Origin of the sequence: Arthrobacter sp. NPDC092385 (genome assembly GCF_044755105.1) — a bacterium.
GTDB lineage: Bacteria > Actinomycetota > Actinomycetes > Actinomycetales > Micrococcaceae > Arthrobacter_D.
This window is the reverse complement of sequence record NZ_JBIVQL010000014.1, coordinates 33,566-56,355: the sequence shown is the minus strand read 5'-3', so window position 1 is coordinate 56,355 and position 22,790 is coordinate 33,566. Positions and strand designations below refer to the sequence as shown.

Annotated in this window: 17 protein-coding genes and 1 tRNA gene; 8 read left to right on the top strand and 10 right to left on the bottom strand. The window is 69.4% G+C overall.

Annotated features, from left to right (window positions below):
- Nucleotides 1–14 precede the first annotated feature (14 nt).
- Nucleotides 15–2,102 carry a prolyl oligopeptidase family protein gene (locus tag ACIQCY_RS15455; protein ID WP_400484787.1) on the bottom strand — a complete coding sequence of 696 codons (2,088 nt, stop codon included), beginning with the start codon at nt 2,100–2,102 and terminating at the stop codon, nt 15–17.
- Nucleotides 2,103–2,194: 92 nt separating this feature from the next.
- Between ACIQCY_RS15455 and ACIQCY_RS15450 the strand changes: the two genes are divergently transcribed.
- Entirely contained in the window at nt 2,195–4,234 is a 2,040-nt protein-coding gene (locus ACIQCY_RS15450; protein ID WP_400484786.1) for an FAD/NAD(P)-binding protein, read from the top strand.
- A gap of 68 nt (nt 4,235–4,302) precedes the next feature.
- On the opposite strand, the gene ACIQCY_RS15445 is transcribed toward ACIQCY_RS15450, so the two are convergent.
- From ACIQCY_RS15445 to ACIQCY_RS15435, 3 genes are all read right to left on the bottom strand, one after another.
- The gene (locus tag ACIQCY_RS15445; protein ID WP_400484785.1) at nt 4,303–8,865 is read right to left on the bottom strand and encodes an ExeM/NucH family extracellular endonuclease; all 4,563 of its coding nucleotides are present in this window, start codon (nt 8,863–8,865) and stop codon (nt 4,303–4,305) included.
- Nucleotides 8,866–9,045: 180 nt separating this feature from the next.
- Nucleotides 9,046–9,555, bottom strand: a complete 510-nt coding sequence (locus tag ACIQCY_RS15440) for a septum formation family protein (RefSeq protein WP_400484784.1) — start codon at nt 9,553–9,555, stop codon at nt 9,046–9,048.
- 148 nt (nt 9,556–9,703) lie between these two features.
- Nucleotides 9,704–9,791, bottom strand: a tRNA-Ser gene (locus ACIQCY_RS15435).
- 60 nt (nt 9,792–9,851) lie between these two features.
- Between ACIQCY_RS15435 and ACIQCY_RS15430 the strand changes: the two genes are divergently transcribed.
- Nucleotides 9,852–10,826 carry an NAD(P)H-quinone oxidoreductase gene (locus tag ACIQCY_RS15430; protein WP_400484783.1) on the top strand — a complete coding sequence of 325 codons (975 nt, stop codon included), beginning with the start codon at nt 9,852–9,854 and terminating at the stop codon, nt 10,824–10,826.
- On the opposite strand, the gene ACIQCY_RS15425 is transcribed toward ACIQCY_RS15430, so the two are convergent.
- A complete protein-coding gene (locus ACIQCY_RS15425) occupies nt 10,823–11,749 on the bottom strand; it encodes an FUSC family protein (protein WP_400484782.1) in 927 nt (308 codons plus the stop codon). The genes ACIQCY_RS15430 and ACIQCY_RS15425 overlap by 4 nt on opposite strands.
- A 181-nt stretch (nt 11,750–11,930) precedes the next feature.
- Between ACIQCY_RS15425 and ACIQCY_RS15420 the strand changes: the two genes are divergently transcribed.
- The 6 genes from ACIQCY_RS15420 to ACIQCY_RS15395 all read left to right on the top strand — a co-directional run bounded on the left by ACIQCY_RS15420 (nt 11,931) and on the right by ACIQCY_RS15395 (nt 16,960).
- The gene (locus ACIQCY_RS15420; protein ID WP_400484781.1) at nt 11,931–12,185 is read left to right on the top strand and encodes a hypothetical protein; all 255 of its coding nucleotides are present in this window, start codon (nt 11,931–11,933) and stop codon (nt 12,183–12,185) included.
- Nucleotides 12,186–12,327: 142 nt separating this feature from the next.
- A complete protein-coding gene (locus ACIQCY_RS15415; RefSeq protein WP_400484780.1) occupies nt 12,328–14,604 on the top strand; it encodes a carbon starvation CstA family protein in 2,277 nt (758 codons plus the stop codon).
- Nucleotides 14,604–14,813, top strand: coding sequence for a YbdD/YjiX family protein (locus tag ACIQCY_RS15410; protein ID WP_400484779.1), 210 nt, complete (start codon nt 14,604–14,606; stop codon nt 14,811–14,813). The genes ACIQCY_RS15415 and ACIQCY_RS15410 overlap by 1 nt, the downstream gene beginning before the upstream one ends.
- A 144-nt stretch (nt 14,814–14,957) precedes the next feature.
- Nucleotides 14,958–15,578 carry a bacterial proteasome activator family protein gene (locus tag ACIQCY_RS15405; protein ID WP_400484778.1) on the top strand — a complete coding sequence of 207 codons (621 nt, stop codon included), beginning with the start codon at nt 14,958–14,960 and terminating at the stop codon, nt 15,576–15,578.
- Nucleotides 15,579–15,585: 7 nt separating this feature from the next.
- The gene (locus ACIQCY_RS15400) at nt 15,586–16,041 is read left to right on the top strand and encodes a hypothetical protein (RefSeq protein ID WP_400484777.1); all 456 of its coding nucleotides are present in this window, start codon (nt 15,586–15,588) and stop codon (nt 16,039–16,041) included.
- 79 nt (nt 16,042–16,120) lie between these two features.
- Nucleotides 16,121–16,960: an aldo/keto reductase gene (locus ACIQCY_RS15395; RefSeq protein ID WP_400484776.1), complete on the top strand. Its 840-nt coding sequence runs from the start codon at nt 16,121–16,123 to the stop codon at nt 16,958–16,960.
- Between the two features lie 82 nt (nt 16,961–17,042).
- Here ACIQCY_RS15395 and ACIQCY_RS15390 read toward each other — a convergent pair whose 3' ends face one another.
- The 5 genes from ACIQCY_RS15390 to ACIQCY_RS15370 all read right to left on the bottom strand — a co-directional run bounded on the left by ACIQCY_RS15390 (nt 17,043) and on the right by ACIQCY_RS15370 (nt 22,543).
- Nucleotides 17,043–17,414, bottom strand: a complete 372-nt coding sequence (locus ACIQCY_RS15390; protein WP_400484775.1) for a flagellar assembly protein FliW — start codon at nt 17,412–17,414, stop codon at nt 17,043–17,045.
- Nucleotides 17,411–18,286, bottom strand: coding sequence for a flagellin (locus ACIQCY_RS15385; protein WP_400484774.1), 876 nt, complete (start codon nt 18,284–18,286; stop codon nt 17,411–17,413). The genes ACIQCY_RS15390 and ACIQCY_RS15385 overlap by 4 nt, the downstream gene beginning before the upstream one ends.
- A 12-nt stretch (nt 18,287–18,298) precedes the next feature.
- Complete coding sequence (gene flgK / locus ACIQCY_RS15380; RefSeq protein WP_400484773.1) at nt 18,299–19,684, bottom strand: flagellar hook-associated protein FlgK; 1,386 nt, start codon at nt 19,682–19,684, stop codon at nt 18,299–18,301.
- 7 nt (nt 19,685–19,691) lie between these two features.
- Complete coding sequence (locus tag ACIQCY_RS15375; RefSeq protein ID WP_400484772.1) at nt 19,692–20,177, bottom strand: flagellar protein FlgN; 486 nt, start codon at nt 20,175–20,177, stop codon at nt 19,692–19,694.
- Between the two features lie 116 nt (nt 20,178–20,293).
- Nucleotides 20,294–22,543, bottom strand: a complete 2,250-nt coding sequence (locus ACIQCY_RS15370) for a putative bifunctional diguanylate cyclase/phosphodiesterase (protein ID WP_400484771.1) — start codon at nt 22,541–22,543, stop codon at nt 20,294–20,296.
- Between the last annotated feature and the right edge of the window lie 247 nt (nt 22,544–22,790).

The window sequence follows — 22,790 nt, the reverse complement described above, 5'->3', positions numbered from 1 at the left end:
CAAAGGCGAGGGCATCAGAGTGATCCCGTCAGGGCCCGCCACAGGAACTCGAAGCTCATCGCGTGCATCCTCGCGGCCTGGCGATTGTCGGATGCCCCGGCATGGCCACCCTCCAGTGCCTCGTGGAACCAGACGTTCCGCATCCCGAGATCCTTCATCTTCGCCGCCATCTTCCGTGCCTGCACGGGACCCACGCGATCATCGCTCGTCGCCGTCCAGATGAGCGTCTTCGGGTAGGCCACGTCCTCGCGGAGGAGGTGGTACGGCGAGAACGTCCGGACGTACTCCCACTCCTCGGGCTTGTCCGGATCCCCGTATTCGGCGATCCAGGAGAAGCCCGCAGACAGCTTCGTGTAGCGGCGCATATCCAGGAGCGGTACACCGCACGAGATCGCTCCGAACAGGTGCGGGTACGTGGTGAGCATGTTGCCGACGAGCAGGCCGCCGTTGCTCCTGCCGGTACAGCCCAGGAGGGCCGGTGAGGTGACGCCTCGCTGCACCAGGTCCCCGGCGATGGCAGCGAAGTCCTCGTAGGCGCGGTGGCGATCGGCATGCAGGGCGGCGTGGTGCCACTGGGGCCCGTACTCGCCCCCGCCCCGGATATTGGCCAGCACGTACACGCCGTGGCGGCCGTCCGCCGTGGTGCGCTCCAGCCATCCCCGTCCTGTCACGCCGCTGTACGCGGGCGTCATCGAGTGCTCGAAACCGCCGTATCCCGACAGCAGGGTCGGGTTGCCGCCGTCGAGCTGCAGGTCCTTCGCGGCGATCTGGAAATACGGGACCCGCGTGCCATCGGCCGACACCGCGAAGTGCTGCTCCACCGCATAGCGGTCCTCGTCGAAGTAGGACGGCGAGGACTTGACGGCCGAGGAGGTGCCGCCGATCGTGCCGCGGTAGAGCGTCGACGGCGTGAGGAAGCCGGTTGCGACGAGCCAGTAGTCGTTGCCCGAGTCGTCGTCCTCGTCGTCCACCGCGTACGCGTCGACGCTGTGGAGCGGCGGGCACGCGTCGAGGAGGTCCGCGGCCCAGTCCCGGGCAGGATCGAGGATGCGGATCTCGGAGGAGACGTCGTGCAGCAGGTTCAGCAGGAGGAAGTCCCGGGTCCAGCTCCAGGACTGGAGGGACGTCGCGGCGTCCGGCGTGAAGACCGTCGCGAACGAGCGCCCGCCGGTGAGGAAGGCCTCCAGGTCGATGACGAGCAGTGACCCGGCCACGTGCGTGGTCCCGTCCGCGGTCCAGTCCGTGCGGGGCCGGATGACCAGCCACTCCCGGTGCAGGGAGATACTCGCGTCCTCGGGGATGTCGAACAGGCGCCAGTCGCCGTCCTGCCGCAGGTAGGTCCGGCGGGTGTAGAAGTCGATCGTGTCGACGGCGATGTCCCGCTCGAAACCCGGAGTGGGATCGTGCAGCACGAGGGCCATCATGTGGTCCTCGTCCACTTCGAAGTACTGCTCGGCCGAAGCGAGGTCGCCTCCACGCCGGAGGATGCGTACGGTCCGCGGGTAGGAGCTCGACGTCATCGAGCCGGGCCCGAAGTCGGTGCCGACGTAGAGCGCGTCCGGACCGCACCAGGTGATGCGGCTCTTCGCCGTCGGGATATCGAAGCCGCCCTCGACGAAGGTCCGCGAACCGAGGTCGAATTCGCGGTAGCGGGCCGCGTCGCCGCCATCGGGGGAGAGCACCACGAGGACCCGCTGGTGGGGCTCTCCCTCCGCCGGACGCAGGAAGAGCGCCCCGCCCCAGACCCACTCCGTTCCTTCGGAGGCACTCAGCGCGTCGATATCGAGCAGGAGTTCCCAGTCCGGGTCCGCCGAGGCGTAGCTGTCCCACGTCGTGCGACGCCAGATACCCCGGCGGTGCTCGGCGTCGCGCCAGAAGTTGTAGTAGAGATCGCCGTGCTTGCCGGCCATGGGGATGCGGTCCGTGGAGTCGAGCACCTCGAGGATGCTCCGTTCACGCGCTTCGAAATCGGGCGTCACGAGGGCGTCCTCGGTCAGCGAGTTCTCCGCGCGCACCCACTCGAGCTGCTTCTCGCCGTAGATGTCCTCGAGCCAGAGGAAAGGGTCGTCCGTGCTGGCGGTGGTCTCCGTCGAGTGCGTCATCCGCCCATCCTATGCAGGGCTCCGGCGGCGCAGCCATCGCCGTGTACGCCATGCCGGGCAGGGGTGGCGGCGGCGTTGGATACTCTGGACGGGTGGAGAACAGGGAGTCGTGGCAGGTGGCCGTCATCGGAGGCGGGCCCCGCGGCACCTCCGTCGTGGAGCGCCTGATCGCCCGGCATCGAGCGCTCGGCGAGGGCGCTCCCGATCTCGTCATCCACGTCGTCGAGCCCCACGAACCCGGGCCGGGACACATCTGGCGGACCGATCAGTCGCGGCTCTTCCTCATGAACACACCCTGCCTGTACCCCACGGTGGTCCCGGTGGGAGCCGCGGCCGCCCGTCTCGCGGCTGCACCTGTCGCCTGGTCCTTCGACGCGTGGCGCAGGCGCGTGAACGACGGGCTCATAGCGGGCCTCGACGCCGCGGATGCTGCCGAGAGCTCCACGTTGACGGCGGGTGGATTCCCGAGCAGGGCCCTGTACGGCCGATACCTCGCCTGGATGTTCTCAGAGGTGGTGCGTCGGGCCGGGCGCGGCGTCAGCGTACTGCACTGCCCCAAGGAGGCTGTCAGGATCACGGAGACCGCCGACGATCCCGGGGAAAGCATCGGCCGCCGGTGGCGGATCGAGCTCGACGACGGTTCGGGTCTCGACGCCGACGACGTCGTGCTGGCAGTCGGCCACCTGCCCGCGACGCTCACTCCCGAGCAGGAGGGACTGCAGGATGCCGCCGCGCGCCACGGTCTGCAGTACTGGCCGCCCGCGGTCCCGGCGGATGTCTCCTGGAACCGGCTCCCCGCCGGGAAGACGGTCCTGATCCGCGGCCTGGGCCTCAACTTCTTCGACGCCATGATCCAGCTGACGGAGGGCCGCGGCGGGCGGTTCTCGGCTGCCGCGGACGGCCGGCTCCGGTACGAGCCGTCGGGCAGGGAGCCACGGCTGGTCGCGGCCTCCCGGCGAGGAGTGCCCTACAGGGCCAAGGCGGCGCTCGATTCCTACATCCCCCGCAGCGTCACCCTGCGCTACTGCACACCCGCGCGCGTCCTCGCCTTCCGGCAGGCGGGGGTCCAGCCGGGCTTCGACCACGACATCTGGCCCCTTCTGCACCGCGATGCGCTCTGGGCCTATTACTCGACGCTCTGCAGGACGAACGGCCACGTTCCCGCAGGGGCGGCGGCTGAATTCCTCGAGGAGCTGGACACCGCCCTGGCGATGGAGGGTCCTGCATGGGAGGCGGCAGCCGGGGCCGCCGTCGCTCGTTCAGTGCCGGAGGAGTTCCGCCTCGACGTCGAAGCCCTCGCGCACCCGTTCGCCGGTCGGCGATTTGCCGATGGCGAGGACTTCACGGCGGCCGTGCTCGCCTACCTCGATGCGGACGCCGCCGGTTCGGCGAAGGGCGAGGACGACGCCCTCAAGATGGCTATCGGGGCCATGAACGCCGGTCGGTCGGTCATCAAGCAGGCCGTGGCGGACGGCGGGATCTCCGATTCGTCCTGGGACGCAGAACTGCGGGGCTGGTTCGAGCCACTCGTCGAGGGCCTGGCCAGCGGACCGCCGCCGGTGCGGATCGCGCAGCTCGCCGCACTCGTCCGGGCGGGCGTGGTCCGCTTCGTCGGCCCCAACCCGAGCTTCGGCTTCGATCCGGACGAGGAGCTGTTCCGTGCGGGTTCGCCGTGGGTGCAGAAGGACTCGTTCACCGCGCGCTATCTGGTCGAGGCGATGATGCCCGCGAACCGGGTGTCCACGAGCCTGTCTCCGCTGATGCGCACCCTCCTCGAGCAGGGCACCGTACGCCCGAAGACCTTCATGGCCGAGGACGGCGTTCCGGTGACGTCACCCGGGTTGGACGTCACGGCGCCTCCCTACCGCGCGGTCGACCGGACCGGCAGGGAACAGGAATCGCTCTACGTGATCGGCCTCCAGCTCGCCTCGGTCCAGTGGGGAACGGCGATCGCCGCCGAGGCGGGCGCGCCCCTCGAGGCAGGCAGCAGGACGCTGCTCGACGCCGATGCCATCGCGGGCGCGATCCTCGCGAGGGCTGGAGCAGCCCGGAACCCTCGGGCCCGAACCAGGGCTCGGGAGGCTGCCGGACGCCCTGGACCCGGTGTGTCCCCGGGTGGACTCACCGGATAGACGAAGGGGACCTTCACCATGCTGGTGAAGGTCCCCCTGATCGTGCCGGCCGGAGCCCGGCGATCTACCTAGCGCTCGAGGCAGCGCTGGTAGTTCGCCAGCTGCGCCCGGTAGCTGGCCCAGCTCCCGTTGTTCGCGCCCTCAGCCGGAAGTGCAGGCTCGGAGCAGGCGGGTTTGCCCGGCTTCACGGGCTTGACGGGCTTCACCGGTTTGCCCGGCGTGGGCGGCTCGGTGGGTTCGGTCGGCGCGACCGCTTCGACGGTGACCGGGAGGGTCACCGTGGTCGCGCTCGGTGTCGCCGTCAGGACGATGCGTCCCTGCCCACTGGCCGTCGTCGGGACCGTGAGGTTCACCGTGGCGCTGCCCGCGGTGACAGGCACGCTGCCCAGCGGCGTCGCCGTGCCGTCCGCAGCGACGAAGCTCGCGTCCAGCGAAGTGTTCGCCGGGCTGCCGAGCGACGTGAGGTCGAGCTTCGACACCGTGAAGGAGACGGCGTCACCGGCCTTCACCGCGGTCGGAGCGCCCTGCACCTGCACGGTGCGACGGTCGAAGGACGGTGACAGCGGGCTGTTGGCCCGGATGTAGTCGATCCACGCGTCGCGGTCCACGAGCCCGGAGTCGCGGGTGTCGGTCCCTTCGCGGAAGGCCGTGAAGTTGTCGCCACCCTGCGCCAGGAAACTGAAGGTGCCGATCCGGTAGTCCTTCGCGGGGTCGAGGGGCGCGCCGTCGATCAGGACGGAGGTGATCCTCGAACCCCGAGCCAGCGCCGGGTCATAGGTGACGCTGACGTTGTCCGAGAGTCCGAGGGCCAGGAAGGACCTCGAGCTGCCGTCCGGCTGCCACTGCTGCTCCAGCATCGCCTTGAACTGCGCACCGGTGAGGGTGGTGGTCCACAGGTTGTTGACGAAGGGGAGCACCGCATTCGCTTCGGCGAAGGTCACGACGCCGTCCGGCGCGTAGTACAGCTCGTTGCGGAGGCCGCCCGGGTTGACGACGCCGATCTGCGCTCCACCGCGGTCGGCGGACGCGAGGCTGGCCCGCAGCGAATCGGCGACCAGGTTGCCGAGCGTGGACTCGGAGGTGCGGTCGTCACGCGTGGCACCCGTGAAGGCCGAGGTGATGTCCTTCGTCACCGAACCGACCGGCTGGTTGCCGATGACCGTCGCCTGCGCGAGGGCCGCGTCGACGATCGACTTGACCTCGGCGACGCGGGGGAAGGTGCTCACGAGTGCGGCGTCCGTGTCCGCGGTGCGTGCGACGTTGCGGGCCGTGTAGGACTCGACATCACCGGTGGCGGTGTCGACGGTCAGCGTGATCTGTCCGACGAACTCGCCGTAGGACCCCGTCTGCAGGATGGGCCTGGTCTCGCCCGCGGCGCCGGGGACGGGAGCGTCCCACGCGTACTGCTTGTGCGTGTGCCCGGTGAAGATGGCATCCACGAGCGGAGTGGTCTCCGTGACGATGCTCGCGAACGAACCACCAGCGGCGATCTCCTCCTCGAGGGTGGCACCCTCGACGACGCCGTCACCGGCTCCGTCGTGGTACTCCGCGACGATGACGTCCGCGAGGTCCTGCTCCTCGATCTCCGCGGCGACGCGGTTGACCGCTTCGACGGGATCGCCGAAGTCGACGTTCGCGATGCCACCGGGGCTGACGAGCGTGGCCGTCTCCTCGGTGACGACGCCGATCACGGCGACGTCGACGCCGTCGACCGTGATGATCGAGTATTCATCGAGCGCAGGCTCCGTGGTGCCCTTGGTGTAGACGTTCGCGCCAAGGTACGGGAAGGCTGCCGCGTCGGCGACCCGTCCGGTCAGGTCCCCGAAGCCCTTGTCGAACTCGTGGTTGCCCACGGCGGACGCCTCGAGCTCCAGGGCGTTCAGGACGTCGAGCGTCGGCTTGTCGTCCTGCAGCGCGGAGGCGAACAGCGACGCACCGATGTTGTCACCGGCCGAGAGGAAGGCGGTCTTGTCCTCACCGAACTCGGCCCGCAGCTTCTCGACGGTCCCGGCGAAGCGCACCGTGTTGGCGTCGATCCGCCCGTGGAAATCGTTGATGTTGAGCAGGTTGAGCTCCGCGGTGGGGTCGGCGGGCACGAGGTCGAGCCCCACGATCACCGGGTCGTGGTCGCTGGCGCGGTAGGGATCCGCGGCGTAGTAGTCGGTGACGTTGTTGTTGAACCGGCTGTACTCGAGCGCTACGGATTCGACGGAGTTGATGTTCCACGTGTCCACGCCGGACACCGTGGCGTCCGCGGCGGGTGATGCGAGGATGTGGTCGAGCGAGCCGCTCAGCCCGGAGAAGACGTAGGAGTAGCTGTCGTCCTTCTCGCCCTGGTTGACGTACCCGGCGTCGTAGAGGACCTGCATGGGGTCCTCGTGCGTGTAGGAGTTGAAGTCGCCGGTCAGGAAGACCTTGTCCGTCGTGGCCGTGGCCTTCACGGAGTCGGCGAAGGCCACGAGGGCCTTGGCCTGCGTGACGCGGGCGGCGTTCCAGGCGCCCTGCCCGTCGCCGCTGTCGGTGTTCGTTCCCGAGCTGGGGCCGGAGCCCTTGGACTTGAAGTGGTTGACGATCGCGAGGAAGGTCTCGGCTTCGGTCCCGCCGACGGGCTTGAAGGCCTGGGCGAGGGGCTTGCGCGCATTCGAGAAGGCGACGTTGTCGTTCAGGATGACGGATTCGCCCACGGGCTCGGCGACGGCCTTCCTGTAGATCATGGCCGTGCGGATGAAGTCCTCATCGGCCGGGGCGGGAAGTACCGCCGGCGAGCGCACGTAGTCCCAGGTGCCGGGAGCCGTCTCGTTGAGGGCTGCGACGAGCGTTGCGAGGGCGGCATCGCGGTCCTTGCCGAACTTGACCGAGTTCTCGATCTCCATCAGGGTCACGACGTCGGCGCCGAGCGCGTTGATCGCGGCGACGATCTTCGCCTCCTGGCGCTCGAAGTTCTCCTTGTTGGCAGCGCCGCGGGCGTCACAGCCCCCGTTGATGGTGATCGGGTTGCCTGCGCGGTCGGTGAAGTACGTGCACCCGGCGAGGTCCTCACCGGTGGTGGGGAAGTAGTTGAGCACGTTGAAGGATGCGATCTTCAGGTTGCCGCCGACGGGCTGGGGTGCTGCCGGGCGCTCGCCGGCGAACTGCACGGGCTGGACGCCCGCTGGGTTCGCGCCGTTCAGCTCGGCGAGTGGCTGGAACTTCCAGGCACTGTTCCGGTAGTCGAGGACCACCGGGGCGGTGAACTTCGCGCTGTAGCCGACGCGGACGGGCTGGGAGGCCGTGAGGTACGGAAGCACCTTGCCGCGGTTCGCCTGGTTGAGGAAGTTGGTCGAGGCGCCGTCGTCGAGGCGGACGCTGCGTGCCGCGTTGTCGGCGATGACCGCCGCGTTCTCGGGGGTTCCTGGGCGCGCGACGTCGGTGGGCTGGAGCAGGCGCTCGGTGCCGGCTGCCAGGGTCACCTCGCCGTACTGGTTCAGCGTGTAGTTGTCGGCGACCGTGAAGGCCTCGGAGGGGTGGAAGAGCATGCCCTCGACCGCTTCCCGGGCGGCTTCCGTGCCGGGCAGCGCGATGACGGATGCCTTCGGCTCCTCGGCCGCCTCGGTGAGCTTCACGGTCCCACCCGCCGCTACGGTGAGCTGCGTCAGGCCGCTGAACTCACCGGCGGTGCCGGTGACCTCGACGTAGTCGCCGGGCGCGACGGATCCGACCGTTGCGGGGGAGTAGACGAAGATGGCATCCGATACGCTCTGGTCGGCCGCTGCCGTGGTGCCCGGTGTCTGGAGGTAGAAGCCCGCGAAGCCGCCCGTGGGGTAGGCCGCGGTGACCTTGCCGCGCGTGGTGACGGTCTGGCCGGACAGCGGGGTGGTGCTGCCGGTGCCCTGGATGTCACGGATGGCGGTGACGACCCCGGGAACCGGCGGAACCGGCGGTGCCGGAGGTGTCGGGGTGGGGGTCGGCGTCGGGACAGGACCGCCGGAGGTCGCGCCGCTGTTCATCGGCGTCGTGTCCTGCAGGGTGAAGTCCACGCCGTTGTTGTCCGTGTCGGCGAAACCGGTGCGACTGGCGGATCTGGTGCTGCCGCTGCCGGGGGCGGGAGCTGCCGTCCCTTCGAAAGCGGTCGCCGCACCGTAGCCGAGGAGGTCGACGACGCCGGGTGCACCGGCGGCATTGGCGGCAGGCAGTGCTCCGACGGTGGTGGCCTGGTTCGACAGGACGATGACTCCGCCCGGGGCGCCCGGGGCGAAGCCGGTCACCAGGTCCGGGGTGGGCACGGGGGCTCCGGCGGTGCCGTTGGAGTTGCCCTGCACCAGGAAGTATCCCTTCGCGGGGATGGTTCCACGGAGTGCTGTGGGACTCGGCGCCGTGGCGGTGGATCCCGCTCCCCGGTACTGCAGCGACCAGCCGTCGAGGCTCACCGGCGCGTCGGTGGGGTTGTAGAGCTCCACGTACTTGTTGGTGAACGGGGTTCCTGCGGAACCTCCCGAGACGAAGGCCTCGTTGATGATGACGCCGTCTCCTGCGACGGACGCCGTGCCCGGTGGTGTCTCCACCGCGTTTGCAGGCAGTGCGATCATCGGTGAGGCGATCAGCCCTACCGACAGCGCCGCACCGAGCGCTCCCTTCCATGACGAATTAACCATTCGTTCTGTCTTCTCCTTGACGATGGCCGCGAAGCAGCCGCGAGTGAAGCCCGCCGTCCCTCGATGGGTGGCGCGCCGGCATGAGCACCATATGTGACGCAAGTGACATTTGTATCCCCCGGGGAAGCCAACCAGAAGATCGTTAACAACGGGTTACCAAAAAACGGGGCAGGGAAGGAGCTACCTGCCGGCGCCTTCGAGTGTCCCGGTGACGGGTGTCTCGCCCTGCTCGGCGACGAAGCAGAGGATCTCCCGGTCGCCTGCCGTCTTCCAGCTCTCCTCCACGGGATAGAAATAGAGCATCTCGAGGACCGACGCGTCGTACTCCACCCCGATGTACGAGGCGAACTCCTCGCCGCAGAAGTCACTGGCGGCGGTGTTGGCGGCCGGCACGCCCGGGTAGTCGCCGTCGGGCATCTCTATGCTGGCGAACGCCTCGAAATGGTGCAGCTCATCGCACGGAAGGACGGTGATGTCCGAGACACTCTCCGTGCCGGGATCGTCGATGCAGTCTCCCACTTCGATCGAGAACGCGTCCGTCTCGGCCTCGGCCGTGACGGCGCCGTCGGCGTCCCGCTCCGGACCCGCCGAGGGGAAGAGGGTGCATCCTGTCACCAGCGCGAGGGCGATGGTGGACCCTGCCACACCGACGCGGCGCAGCGGCGAACCCCTGTGAGAACCAGTACGCATCGAGACCCCGTCCTAGGCCACGGACGCGTGGCACGGCTGTTGCTCCTCGGGACAGTACCGCACGGCGGCGTGGGGCACCATTGCCCGAAGGGACGCCGGCCCGGCACGGAAAAAAGAAGGCCCCGCGATGCGGGGCCTTCTTCGGGAGCGGAAGGTAAGGGATTCGAACCCTTGAGACGGGGTAACCGCCCACTGGTTTTCAAGACCAGCTCCTTCGGCCGCTCGGACAACCTTCCGCCGCTAGTGTTTCACGAAGGGCGGGTGACGCCCAAATACCCGAACGAGTGGAGGCCGGCATGCGCGCAGTGGTGATCGAGGGGGCGGGCGGGCCCGAGGTCCTGTCGGTGCAGGAGGTTCCCGATCCAGTGCCCGCGGCCGGTGAAGTCCTCATCGACGTCGTCGCGGCCGGCCTGAATCGTGCCGACGTGCAGCAGCGGCGTGGACTCTACCCGCCGCCCGAGGGTGCGTCCGCCGTGCCTGGCCTCGAGGTGTCCGGCTACGTCGCCGAGGCGGGGGAGTCGGGGTTCGCGGCCGGGGATGCCGTCGTCGCGCTGCTGGCGGGCGGAGGCTATGCGGAGAAGGTGGCCGTGCCGGCCGGGCAGGTGGTCGCGGCACCCGGCGGCGTCGACCTGGTGCAGGCCGCGGGCCTTCCCGAGACGGCCGCGACGGTGTGGTCGAACCTCGTGCTGCAGGCGGGCCTCGGCCGGGGGGACGACGTCCTGATCCACGGGGCATCCGGTGGCATCGGGGTGATGGCCGTCCAGGTGAGTCTCGCCCTCGGCGCCGTGCCGCACGTGACGGCCGGTTCCGCGGCGAAGCTCGACGTCGCACGGTCCCTCGGCGTCCGGACGCTCATCGACTACCGCGAGCAGGACTTCGTGCAGGAGCTCCTCACCGCCACGGACGGCCGGGGAGCGGATGTCATCCTCGACGTGGTCGGGGCGGCGTACCTCGCCCGGAACGTCGAGTCCCTCGCACCGGGCGGCCGGCTCGTGGTCATCGGGCTGCAGGGCGGGGCGAGGGCGGAACTGGACCTCGCGGCGCTGATGCGCAAGCGGGCGAGTGTCGCCGGGACCACCCTGAGGGCGCGCCCGGTGGCCGAGAAGGCAGCGATCATGGCCGCGGTCCGGGACAACGTGTGGCCGCTGGTCGCCTCCGGCGCCGTCCGCCCGTTCGTGGACCGTACCTTCCCGCTCGCGCAGGTGGCGGAGGCCCACACCTACTTCGACTCCGGAGAGCACACCGGGAAGATCCTGCTGGTGATGGGCTAGGTACTGCGGGCACGGAGTTCCGCCGCCCGCTGGCGGACGTGCAGCGCGAGCACCAGGGCGATCCCCACGACTGCGCCGATCACGGTCTCGACGGCCCGGTCCGTGAGGAGGCCCGCCGGGTCGGCCGGATGGGCCAGGTGCGTGGAGACCAGGGCGAGTGGCGTGACGAACGCCTGCGCCAGGGCGTACTGCCGCAGGATGAACATCTCGGCCGCGGCCAGGCCAGGGAGGAGGATCAGCGCGGACTGGCCGACGAGCGGGACGGTCGCGGCGACCATCGCCCAATAGGTGTGGCCGAGGCCGAGGGCCGTGGCCGCGCTGCCGGCGAGCAGGGCGGCCACGACGTACAGCGCCGCTTCCCGGCCCAGGGCCGCCACGTGCGGGGTGCTGAGGCGGTCCGCTGCCGGCCGGACCCACCGCGTGCGGTGCCGTGGCCAGAGGTTCCCGGCCTGCCCGAGGAGCAGCGCGAAGGCCACGGTGGCGACCGCCGTCGTGAGCCCCTGCCAGAGCGGAGGCTGTCCGGGAACGGAGGCGATCGCCGCGAAGGCGAAGATGTGGAACAGCGAGCCGCCCGGGCGGAGGCGGAAGATGCCCGCGCCGAAGGTGCCGAGCCCGGCGACCGCGCTGGTGAGGAGGACGAGGCCCCAGGGCCCGACGTCGGCCCGTGCGGTCAGCGTCGCCGCGAGGATCACCGCGAGCATGAGGCCGCCGCCGCGCACCTGCGTGGCGAGGCGCCGGCGGTGCGGTTCGTTCCGCCCGTAGATGCCGGCGAAGGCGCCGAAGGTCGCGAACACCGCCAGGTCGAGCCGGCCCAGGAGCAGGACCACCAGCAGCGGGACCCCTACCCCGACCGCACAGCGCAGCGCGGGGTGGTGGTCGCCCGAGGACGGGTGGATGTGCACGAGGTCACGGAGGAGGGACACGGGCGGCGGGCTTTCAGGTGAAGGGATCGACGGCGCCGCTGGCATCGGATGGCGGAATGCCACCGACCAACACTACGCTCCACCGGCACCCGTGTGCCCGCCGACCAGGATCGTCAGCATGCTTTCGGTCGGCGCACGGCTGTGCGAGGCTGGCAGGACAGCAACCGGAGGGAGCAGGACAGTGGGAACCACGGATCACGGCCACGACGACGACAAGGGCGGCCTGGCACAGGCGGCCGACAGCTTCGCGGAGAACCTCGGCGACCAGGTGCCGGACGGAGTCGACAACGGACCGACCGACGATGCGGACGAGCCCGCCGACGGCCGCACGAGGACGCACGCGAGCATCAGCGAGGGCCTGAACGCGAACGACGACGACGAGCCCCCGGCGGTCCTCGACGACGGCCTCGACGGAGGCAGGCGCAGCTCCTCCTGACGGGGTGCCGGAAGCGCCGGTCGCTCGCCGCACGAGCGGGTGCGTTCGGCGCTTCCCACCGGCTCGCGGGCTTGCCCTGTGACGCAGGCCTCACTAGGTTGCTACCTTCGTGTGCATCACACTCTCGCACTCGAGGAGCATCATGAGTAAGAAGCAGAGCGGATCCCACCGGCACGCCGACGTGCTGGTGACGGATCCGGACCTGCCCGCGGTCGCCGTCGACCCGCAGCAGGCTGAAGCAGAAGACCGCCGGTGGACGCCGGCGAAGATCGCACTCTGGGTGGGCATCGCACTCCTGGGCGGAATCGCCTGGATCATGCTCGCCATCGTCCGCGGTGAGACCGTCAACGCCATCTGGTTCGTCTTCGCCGCCGTCTGTACCTACCTGATCGCCTACCGGTTCTACTCGAAGTTCATCGAGCGCAAGCTCCTGAAGCCCGATGACCGGCGCGCGACGCCTGCCGAGTACAAGGCGGACGGCAAGGACTATGCGGCAACCGACCGCCGCGTCCTCTACGGCCACCACTTCGCCGCGATCGCCGGAGCCGGACCCCTGGTGGGCCCGGTGCTCGCCGCGCAGATGGGCTACCTTCCCGGAACGCTCTGGATCATCATCGGCGTGATCTTCGCCGGCGCGGTGCAGGACTACCTCGTGATGTTCTTCTCGATGCGTCGCGGCGGCCGCTCCCTCGGCCAGATGGCACGTGAGGAACTCGGCGTCATCGGCGGAACCGCCGCACTGATCGCCACGCTCGCCATCATGATCATCATCGTCGCCATCCTCGCGCTCGTCGTCGTGAACGCCCTCGGTGAGAGCCCGTGGGGCGTGTTCTCCGTCTCGATGACCATCCCGATCGCGCTCTTCATGGGCGTCTACCTGCGCTTCCTGCGGCCCGGCAAGGTCACCGAGGTGTCACTGATCGGGTTCGCGCTGCTGCTGCTCGCCATCATCGGCGGCGGCTGGATCTCGGAGACGGCCTGGGGCGTGGAGCTCTTCACGCTCGACCGCATCACCATCGCGTGGGGCATCATCATCTACGGCTTCATCGCCGCCGTGCTGCCCGTCTGGCTCCTGCTCGCCCCGCGTGACTACCTCTCCACCTTCATGAAGATCGGCACGATCATCATGCTGGCCGTCGCGATCGTCATCACGCGCCCGGAGATCAGCGTCCCCGCCATCACCCCCTACGCGACGTCCGGGACCGGTCCAGTCGTCGCGGGCACGCTGTTCCCCTTCCTCTTCGTGACCATCGCCTGCGGTGCCCTCTCCGGCTTCCACGCCCTCATCTCCTCCGGCACCACCCCGAAGATGATCGAGAAGGAACGCCAGACGCGCTTCATCGGCTACGGCGGCATGCTCATGGAGTCCTTCGTGGCCATCATGGCGCTCGTCGCCGCCCTCTCGATCGACCGCGGCATCTACTTCGCCATGAACTCCTCCGCCGCGGCCACCGGAGGCACCATCGAGGGTGCCGTGGCCTTCGTCAACGGCCTCGGCCTCACCGGCGTGAACCTCACGCAGGAGGCGCTCAGCACCATGGCGTCGAACGTCGGCGAGGAATCCATCGTCTCCCGCACGGGTGGCGCACCCACGCTCGCCGTGGGTATCGCGCAGATCATGCAGGGCGTCTTCGGGGGCGCCGGCATGATGGCGTTCTGGTACCACTTCGCCATCATGTTCGAGGCGCTGTTCATCCTCACGGCGGTCGACGCCGGAACCCGCGTGGCCCGCTTCATGCTGCAGGACAGCATCGGCAACTTCGTGCCCCGCTTCCGCGACACCTCCTGGCGCGCCGGGGCGTGGATCTGCACGGCCATCATGGTGGCCGGCTGGGGAGCGATCCTCATCATGGGCGTCACCGATCCGCTCGGCGGCATCAACACGCTCTTCCCGCTGTTCGGTATCGCGAACCAGCTGCTCGCGGCCATCGCGCTCGCCGTGTGCATGGCGATCTGTGCGAAGAAGGGCCTGTTCCGGTTCCTGTGGATCCCGGCCCTCCCGCTCGCCTTCGCGTCCGTGGTGACCATCACGGCGTCGTTCCACAAGATCTTCTCCTCCACTCCTGCGATCGGCTACTGGGCGCAGCACACTGCCTTCAAGGACGCGCTGGCTGCCGGTGAGGAGAGCTTCGGTACGGCAAAGACCGTCGCCGCGATGGAGGCGGTGGTACGCAACACCTTCATCCAGGGCACGCTGTCGATCTTCTTCGTGGTCCTCGCGATCATCGTCATCCTGACGGCGATCCTCGCCACCATCCGGGCCTACCGGAACGGCGGCGGCAAGGAGAACGAGGATGCTCCCGTGGCGTCGCGGATCTTCGCACCGGCCGGCCTGATCGCCACGCCGGCCGAGAAGGAGCTCGAGGCGCAGTGGGCAGCCCTCGAGCCCGGCAAGCGTCCTGCGAGGACCGGGCACTGATGACCGTGCCGCAGGTCCTTCATCGGGCGCGCGACACCGCCCGCGAGCTGGCCTGGTTGTTCAAGGGCGTCATGGGGGAGAACGCCTACCAGGCGTACCTCGACCACCACGAGCGCAGCCATGCCGGCGGGCAGCCCATGACCGAGCGGGAGTTCTGGCGGGACAAGGCCGATCGCCAGGACACCAACCCGGAGGGCCGCTGCTGCTAGCGAGTACTCCACCACACGAAGCCCGGCGCCTCCACCAGGGAGCGCCGGGCTTCGTGCTGTCCGCAGGCCTCCGCTGTGCCCACCGCCCGGGAGCAAGGGTGGATCCGGCGTGCCCGGTCCCAGCCGTTGTGGGAGCATAGCGTCATGACTGAACAGCAGCCAGCCAGTCCCTTCGATCCCGCTCCAGGGATCGTCCCCGGCACACCGGACGGTCACTCCAACGGCGCCCAGCCGGGTGCTTCCGGTCCCGCCGCCCAGTCCGACGGACGCCCCGCATCGCTCGCGGAGCTCGTCGATGAACCGGCGAAGGTCATGCGCATCGGCACCATGCTCAAGCAACTGCTGGAGGAGGTCCGGAGCGCTCCGCTCGACGTCGCCGGACGCACCCGGCTGGCGTCCATCCACGAGCGTTCGGTGAAGGAGCTCGAGGACGGCCTCGCCCCGGAACTGGTCGAGGAGCTGCACCGCATCAACCTGCCGTTCGACCAGGATTCGACACCCACGGACGCGGAGCTGCGTGTTGCCCAGGCACAGCTCGTGGGGTGGCTCGAGGGGCTCTTCCACGGTATCCAGGCCGCGATGGCCGCACAGCAGATGGCCAACCAGCAGCTGGCAGCGCGCCTCCAGATGCGCCAGCTGCCTCCCGGCACGGTGATCGCCCCGGGCGTCGTCGTCGGGGAGGACGGCGAACCCCGGCGCACGCCACCGGTACGCCAGGCGCAGGAGGCCCCGGCGGACACGCATGGCCCCGGCCAGTACCTGTAACGCGTAGGTGGCACTCTTCGCAGCGGCGCGCCAGGGGCGGAAGGACGACGCCGAACTGGGCACCGGGGTATGGCGGCGCGCGCACGACCGCTTCCGCCGCGGCCTCGACCGCTACCACCAGATCCTCGAGGGCATCGAGGACGACGACGTCTACAACGAGCTCGTGGTGGTCGCCAACGAGCTCGGCGCGATGCTGCCGCGCGTCCGTGCGATCTGCGTGGGCGCGCAGGCCTCGTCGCCGAGCACGGGGCTGGATATCCCCGGTGCGTTCCTGCAGGTGCATCGGGCGCTCTCCCGTGCGGGCAACACGCTCGCGACGACGGCAGAGGCCGCCGCGATGACCAGGCTCGACGGCGAGCGGTGGGGCGTCGCGTCCTCCGGACTCGACAACGTGCGGCGCCGGGCCCAGCTGGTGGCGGACGACGTCGACGAGGCGGAGCGCTCGATGCCGGGTGCCCGGTAGGGTCACATCGATACCTCGCCGGCTGATAGTTGTCAGTGGAAACAGAAATAAAAGCGCAGAGCCGTTGGTTCCCGCCTGTATGACTACATCACCAAACCTCACGTTCAATGACGGTTCCACCATCCCCCAGCTCGGGTACGGAGTGTGGCAGGTCGAGGACGATGTTGCCGAGGACGTGGTGGGCAGGGCCTTCAAGGCCGGCTACCGCCACATCGATACCGCCAAGATCTACGGGAACGAGGCGGGCGTGGGACGCGCCGTCGCGGCGTCGGGCCTCCGCCCCGACGAAATGTTCATCACCACGAAGCTGTGGAACGCGGACCAGGGCTACGACGCCACGCTGAAGGCGTTCGACGCGTCGATGGAGCGGCTGGGCCTGGAGACGCTCGATCTCTACCTCATCCACTGGCTGCAGCCGAAGCAGGGCAAGTACCTGGACACGTGGAAGGCTTTCATCGAACTGCAGAAGCAGGGGCGCGTGAAGAGCATCGGCGTCTCGAACTTCACCATCGAGGCGCTCAACGAGATCATCGATGCCACCGGCGTGGTCCCCGCGATCAACCAGGTGGAGACCCACCCGTACCTGAACCAGTCCGAGCTGCGCGCGTTCGAGGCCGAGAAGGGCATCCTCCACGAATCGTGGTCGCCGCTCGGCTCCGGCAAGGGACTGCTCGACGACGCCGTGCTGCAGGACATCGCGCAGAAGCGCAACGCCACGCCCGCGCAGGTCGTCCTCGCATGGCACCTCGCGCTCGGCATCGTGGTCATCCCCAAGTCGGTGACCGAGTCGCGCATCATCGAGAACTGGGAATCGCTCGACGTGAAGCTCGAGGACGAGGACATCGAGGCCATCAACAGGCTCGACAAGGGACCGGCCGGCCGTATCGGGGCCGATCCCGCGACGTCCGACTTCGCCTAGGAAACCGCCGGCAGGGACAACCTGCGGGATGACGAAGAGCCGCCCGGCACTGCCGGGCGGCTCTTCGTCGTTCGGAACCGCGTCAGGCGGCCTGGGCCAGCGCTGCCCGCAGCGGGTAGCCCTGCCCCTCGAGGATCAGTTGCGCGCAGCGTCCGGTCTGCGGGTCCAGCACGATCGGCGCGGCCAGGTTGACCGTGGTGCCGCCGGGGCCCGGGTTGGCGACGACGAACAGGTGGGCTTCCGGTACGTGCGCCCCGAGGACGTCGCGCTGCACTGCGGAGAAATGCGGACTGTAGTCCGGCACGTAGGTTGCCGCGTCGAGGAGGAACAGGCGCACGGCCGGTTCCTCGGCCGCCGTGAGCGTGAAGAGACCGTCGGCGCCCGGCACCGGCTCGAAGTGGAAGTCGGTCAGCGGTGCGAGGCCGGGGGGAGGGGTGACGAACGCGGCCCTCATCGCAGGAAGTCCATCAGTGAGGGCTGCAGGACCCGCGCCGAGACGGCGAGTGCGCTCTGGTAGGCGGTCTCCTGCAGCTTGAGGTCCAGGATGACGGAGGCGAGGTCGATGTCTTCCACGGCGGCGCGTTCTCCTTCGAGGGCCAGCGAGGCGTCGGCGACGGCGTCCTTGGCTTCGAGCAGCCGCGCGTGGCGTGCACCGATCTCGCTGTGCTGGGCGGTGAGGTCCTGGATGCGCTGCTGGAGCGGCGCGAGGTGTACGGAGACGTCCTTGCCGGCGCGGAGATCTGCCGCGATAGTGTCCAGCAGGGCGAAGGCCGAGCTGCTGCCGCTTCCGAACACGGCTGCGCCGTCGGCATCGACGCGCAGGGTCTGGCCGGGCCCGACGCGGCGCTCGACCGTCCCTCCTGCTTCGAAGTCCAGATCGGCGGTGAGCGCGGCGGGGGCATCGGCATTGCCTGCGAAGAGGAAGCGCCCGGCGTACGTGGCGTTCGCCTGGGCGGCGAGGCCTCCGCGCAGGGACTCGATGTCGAGTGCGAGGGCCTCGCGGGCTGCAGGCGGAAGCGCCGAGTTGGAGCCCTGCAGCGTCAGGTCGTTGACGCGGTCGAGCGCCCTCTTCGACGTCGTCATGGCGTTCTCCAGCTGCCCCAGCCAGCCCTCGCCGTCGGAGATGTTCCGCCCGTACTGCTCGTTCGCGCGGATCTCGGCACGGACGCGGAGAGCTTCGCCGGCTGCGGCCGGATTGTCCGAGGGCCGGCTGATGGCCTTCTGGCTGGAGGCCTTTTCCTGCAGGTCGGCGAGGCGTGCGAGATTGACCTGCAGCGAGCGCTGGGCCCCCTGCAGCATGGTCTGGTTGGTGACGCGCGTGATCATGATGGCCTTTTCCTAGCGTCCGACGATTCCCGTGCGGTTGATGAGGACATCGAGCATCTCGTCGACGGCCGTCATCACGCGCGCGGCGCCCTGGTATGCGTGCTGGTACTGCAGCAGGTTGACCTGTTCCTCATCCATGCTCACGGAGGTGGCGCCGAGCTGCTGCTGCAGCGCCGACGTCGCGGACACCTCCGCCAGGGCGTTGCCCTGGAGTTCGGCCCGAGCGGCGGAACCGAGGGCGACGACGAAGGCCGACCAGGCGGCGTCGGGCGAGCCCGTTCCGGTGCCGAGGCGGGAGATCGCCGCGGCCACGGATCCGTCGAAGCCGCCCGCTCCCGGAGCGCCCGGGGCGAGGTCTTCCCGACGGGTGGGCTGAACGGTGAGTGATGCTGCGGCGCGCTCCGGCTGGTAGGCGAAGAACGCTCCCTTGCCGGCGCCGGTGTGCAGGGCGTTGACCTGGTCCGCGAGCTGCCTGGCGAAGTCGTCGTACCCGGCGGCGGCCTGCGCGAGCGCTCCGCCGGCGTCGGCGGGCGCGAGGAGTGAGACGGCGGCGGCGAGTTCACCGCTCTCCATGCCGGCAGACGCCCCCGGGCGGTGGGTCCACTCGACCTGGACCGTGCCGTCGCCGTCGAGCTGGATCGGGCCCGTGACCTGCAGCGCCCTGGCAGTGGTACCCGAGACCAGCGGATTACCCGCCAGCAGGACGTCGGCGGTGCCGTCGGCATTGTCGCGCACCGTTGCTCCGGTCAGGCCGGCGAGCGTTGCGGCGAGCGTGGTCCGGCGGTCGACGAGCTCGTTCGCGGAGGCGCCGGAGGCGACGGCGGAGCGGATCTGCCGGTTCAGGTCCGCGACCTGCGCGGCGGCGTCGTTCACCTCGACGACGAGGCCCGCCGCGGACGAGCGGACCGACGCCCACTGAGTCTCCACGCCGCGGTACCCCGAGGCGATGCGGGAGGTGAGCTGCCCGGCGGTCGAGAGGAGGGTCGAGGCGGGGGCGTCCTTGTCGGGGTGGTTGGAGAGTTCCTGCCACCCCGACCAGAAGTCCTGCAGCGGCTTCGAGACGCCGTTCGTGCCCGGTTCCCCGAGGCCGTCCTCGAGCGCGGAGAATGCCTGGGCACGGACGGCGGTGTAACCGGCAGCGCCCGCCGTGATGCGCACGCGTGCCTCGAGGTGGGCGTCACCGAGCCGCGCCACGCCCTCGGCGAGCACGCCTTCGCCGGTCCGTGTCCCTGCAGCGAAGAGGGTGGGCCGCACGGGGGCTGCCGCCGACGTCTCGAGCCGCTGCCGCGTGTACCCCTGGGTGGTCGCGTTGGCGATGTTCTGCCCGGTGACATCGAGGCCCGCGCGTGCGGCGGCGAGGCCGGAGTAGGCAGTGTTGAGTCCGCTGAATGTGCTCATGGTCCCGCTACAGATCCTTGTCGAGGAGGGTTGGCAGGCCGTGGCCCTGGGTCGAGGCGCCGTCGGCGGCGTAGGTTCCCGCGCCGGTGCCGATACCGGCCAAGGTTTCCTGGGTGGAACGGCTGGCCGCCTTGAGGAAGTGCTGGTTGCTGTCGCGCAGGGCGGAGATCTGTGCCACGAGTGCGGTCATCGCCTGGAGGTGTGCGGACAGCAGCTCTTGCCATGGCCCGTCCGGGGCGGCGGCGGTGATCTCCCGGAGGGTTGCGCCGTCGTCGATGCCCCACTCCGTGGCAACACCTGCAGCGTGCACGGCCCGGGCCAGTCCGACCTCGCGGAGCCGTTCGAGCACCTGCTCCACCTCGCGGGTGGCATGGTGGAGCCAGCGGGTCTTACCCGAGGTGAGCAGGAGCTGTTCTTCCTCGAGTTTGAAGACGAGGAGCTCGAGCAGCTCGCGTTCCTGCCAGAGCAGGGCTGAAAGATCCTGTGCGGTCACGGTGCCACCTCCTCTCCGGGACCACGGACGGGTGGAACCGGAAGAAACTATCGGCGTTGCCTGCCGCGATGTAAGGAACGTCGACAGGCGCAAACCGACAATTTACCAGCCGGGGCTCATCCGGTGGCGCTGGTGACCGCTGCCACCGGAGTGTGACCGGTGATCCAGGGAACCACCAGGGCGGCCGGTAGCGGCTTGGCGAAGTGGAAGCCCTGCGCGAGATCGCAGCCCAGCGCGCGCAGCTCCAGCAGGGTCTCCGCGTTGTCGACTCCTTCGGCGACGACCCGCAGGTCGAGGCTGTGGGCCAGGTCGATGATCGAGCCCACGAGCCCGCCGGCGCGTCGGTCCGAGCGCATGGCGGTGATGAAGGACCGGTCCAGTTTCAGTTCGTCGGCGGGAAGATCGCGCAGGTACGCGAGGGAGCTGTAACCGGTTCCGAAGTCGTCGATCGAGATCCGGATGCCGTCGGCGCGGAGCTGCGCGAGGATCTTCGCCGAATGGGCCGGGTCGCCCATCAGCATGTCCTCGGTGATCTCGAGCATGAGGCACTCCGGCGGCAGGTGGTGCTGCGTGAGGAGGGTGCGGACCTGCCGGGGCAGCCCGTGCTGGATGCAGGACTGGGACAGGTTCACGGCGACGCTGATGATCAGCCCGTCGGCACGCCAGCGCGAGACCTGGGCGACGGCCGCCTCGAGCACGAGCGTGGAGAGTTCGGGCATCAGGCCTGCTTCCTCGGCGAGGGGCAGGAACGACGTCGGTGGCAGTTGCCCGAGCACGGGGTGGTTCCAGCGGATGAGGGCCTCGACACTCGTGACGGCGTCATCGGGCAGGTGCACCTTGGGCTGGTAGTGCAGCTCGAACTGGCCCTCGACCAGCGCTGCGCGGAGCTCCTGCAGCATCCGCAGCTTCCGCGCGCCGCCGTCGTCGTCCATGGAGCTGTAGAGATGGTGTCCGCTGCGGCTCGACTTGGCCCGGAACATGGCGATGTCCGCCTTGCGCATCAGGAGGTGGATATCGGTGCCGTTCTCCGGCGTGAGGGCTATGCCGATGCTGACGCTGATCTTCAGGGAAGCCGTACCGATCTGGACCGGTTCTGCGAGTTCCGCTTCCAGCCGCCGTGCCACCCTCAGGGCTTCCTCCAGGGAGACGCCGTCGAGGAAGACTGCGAATTCGTCTCCGCCGAGGCGTGCCAGCAGGTCGTTCGACGTCAACGGCCGGGCGAAGCGCTCACCGACCTGGACGAGGAGGGCGTCCCCGACGTCGTGGCCCAGGGCGTCATTGACGTCCTTGAAGCGGTCGAGGTCCAGGAAGAACAGGGCGCCGGAGCGCCGTCCGCCCAGCCGGCCGCGGAGGTCCCTGATGAGGCCCCGGCGGTTCGGGAGCCCCGTCAGGTCGTCCGTGGTCGCGAGGGCGACGAGCAGGCGGTTCCGGAACAGGAGGGGTGCCGCGGCCAGGAGGAGGGTGAGGGCGGCGAGGGCCTGGGCGAGGGGCGCGATGGGCACCTGGCACCCGATGAGCAGGACGGAGACGGCGGAGCCTGTGGACACCATCAGCATGGTGACGGCGGGCATGCCGCGGTCGTGGTGGCGGAGGACCGCACCGGCTCGTGCGACGCCGTCGATCCACAGGGCGATGGCGACGACCCCCAGGATCCAGCCGGCATCGATCACCGATCCGGCGATGTAGTCCTGGGTGCCCAGCGCGTAGGCGATGTCCGCAATGGCGAAGAGCATCAGTCCGGCCACGAGCAGCGGCCAGCGCGGCCCGAGATCGAGCCCGCGGGAGGTCATCAGGCCACCGATGGTACTGATCAGGAGGAGATCGAGGACGGGGTAGATGACCACCACCACCATCTCGAACGTCGTACTGCTGCCGGCCCCGGCCTGCAGGACCGGCGCGAGGATCATGGCCATGACCGAGGCGGCGGCCAGGGCTCCCACGATGCTGTCCAGCAGCAAGGGCCAGGTGAGGCCCTTCAGCTTCCGCACCGTCACCACGAGGGCGCCGAGCATCAGCGGATAGAAGGCGAAGTACGCGACGTCCGCAGCCGATACGACCGAGAGGGAGTGCTGCCCGTTCAGCGCCGAGAGATAGTAGGCGTCGCCCGCGGTGTAGACGGTCACAGCCGCGGCACCGAACACCACCTGCCACTGGGACCGGCGCGTCCGCAGGACCGCGAAGATGCACACGGCGACGGCGGAGAGTTCCGCGGTGATGCCGAGCCAAACGACGGCCGCGTCGAAGCGGGCCAGGTCCCCGAGCAGGAGGCAGGCGACATACAGCGCCGATACGGTGACCAGGGCGATCACCGGGATCCGGGAGATGCTCCTGCGAGCCGTGTCATCCCCGTGCGCTTCAGTGAGCACCCGTACTTCCTTCCGATCAGCATGATCAGGAATCTGATCGAAGAGTGAGCTTACGGCCGGGACCCCGGCCGTCCGCGCGATCCGGCCTGGTCGGGCTCAACCCACGACGAAAACTAGGCCTACCTTGCGTCTGGACTGTTTGTGCGGCCCACCTTCCGGCATGCCCGGAAAAAAGTTCAGCGGATTCCTAACACCCTCGGAGGTGCTTCCGATAGCTACGGGTGCTGGCCCATGGATGGGCCGGCGA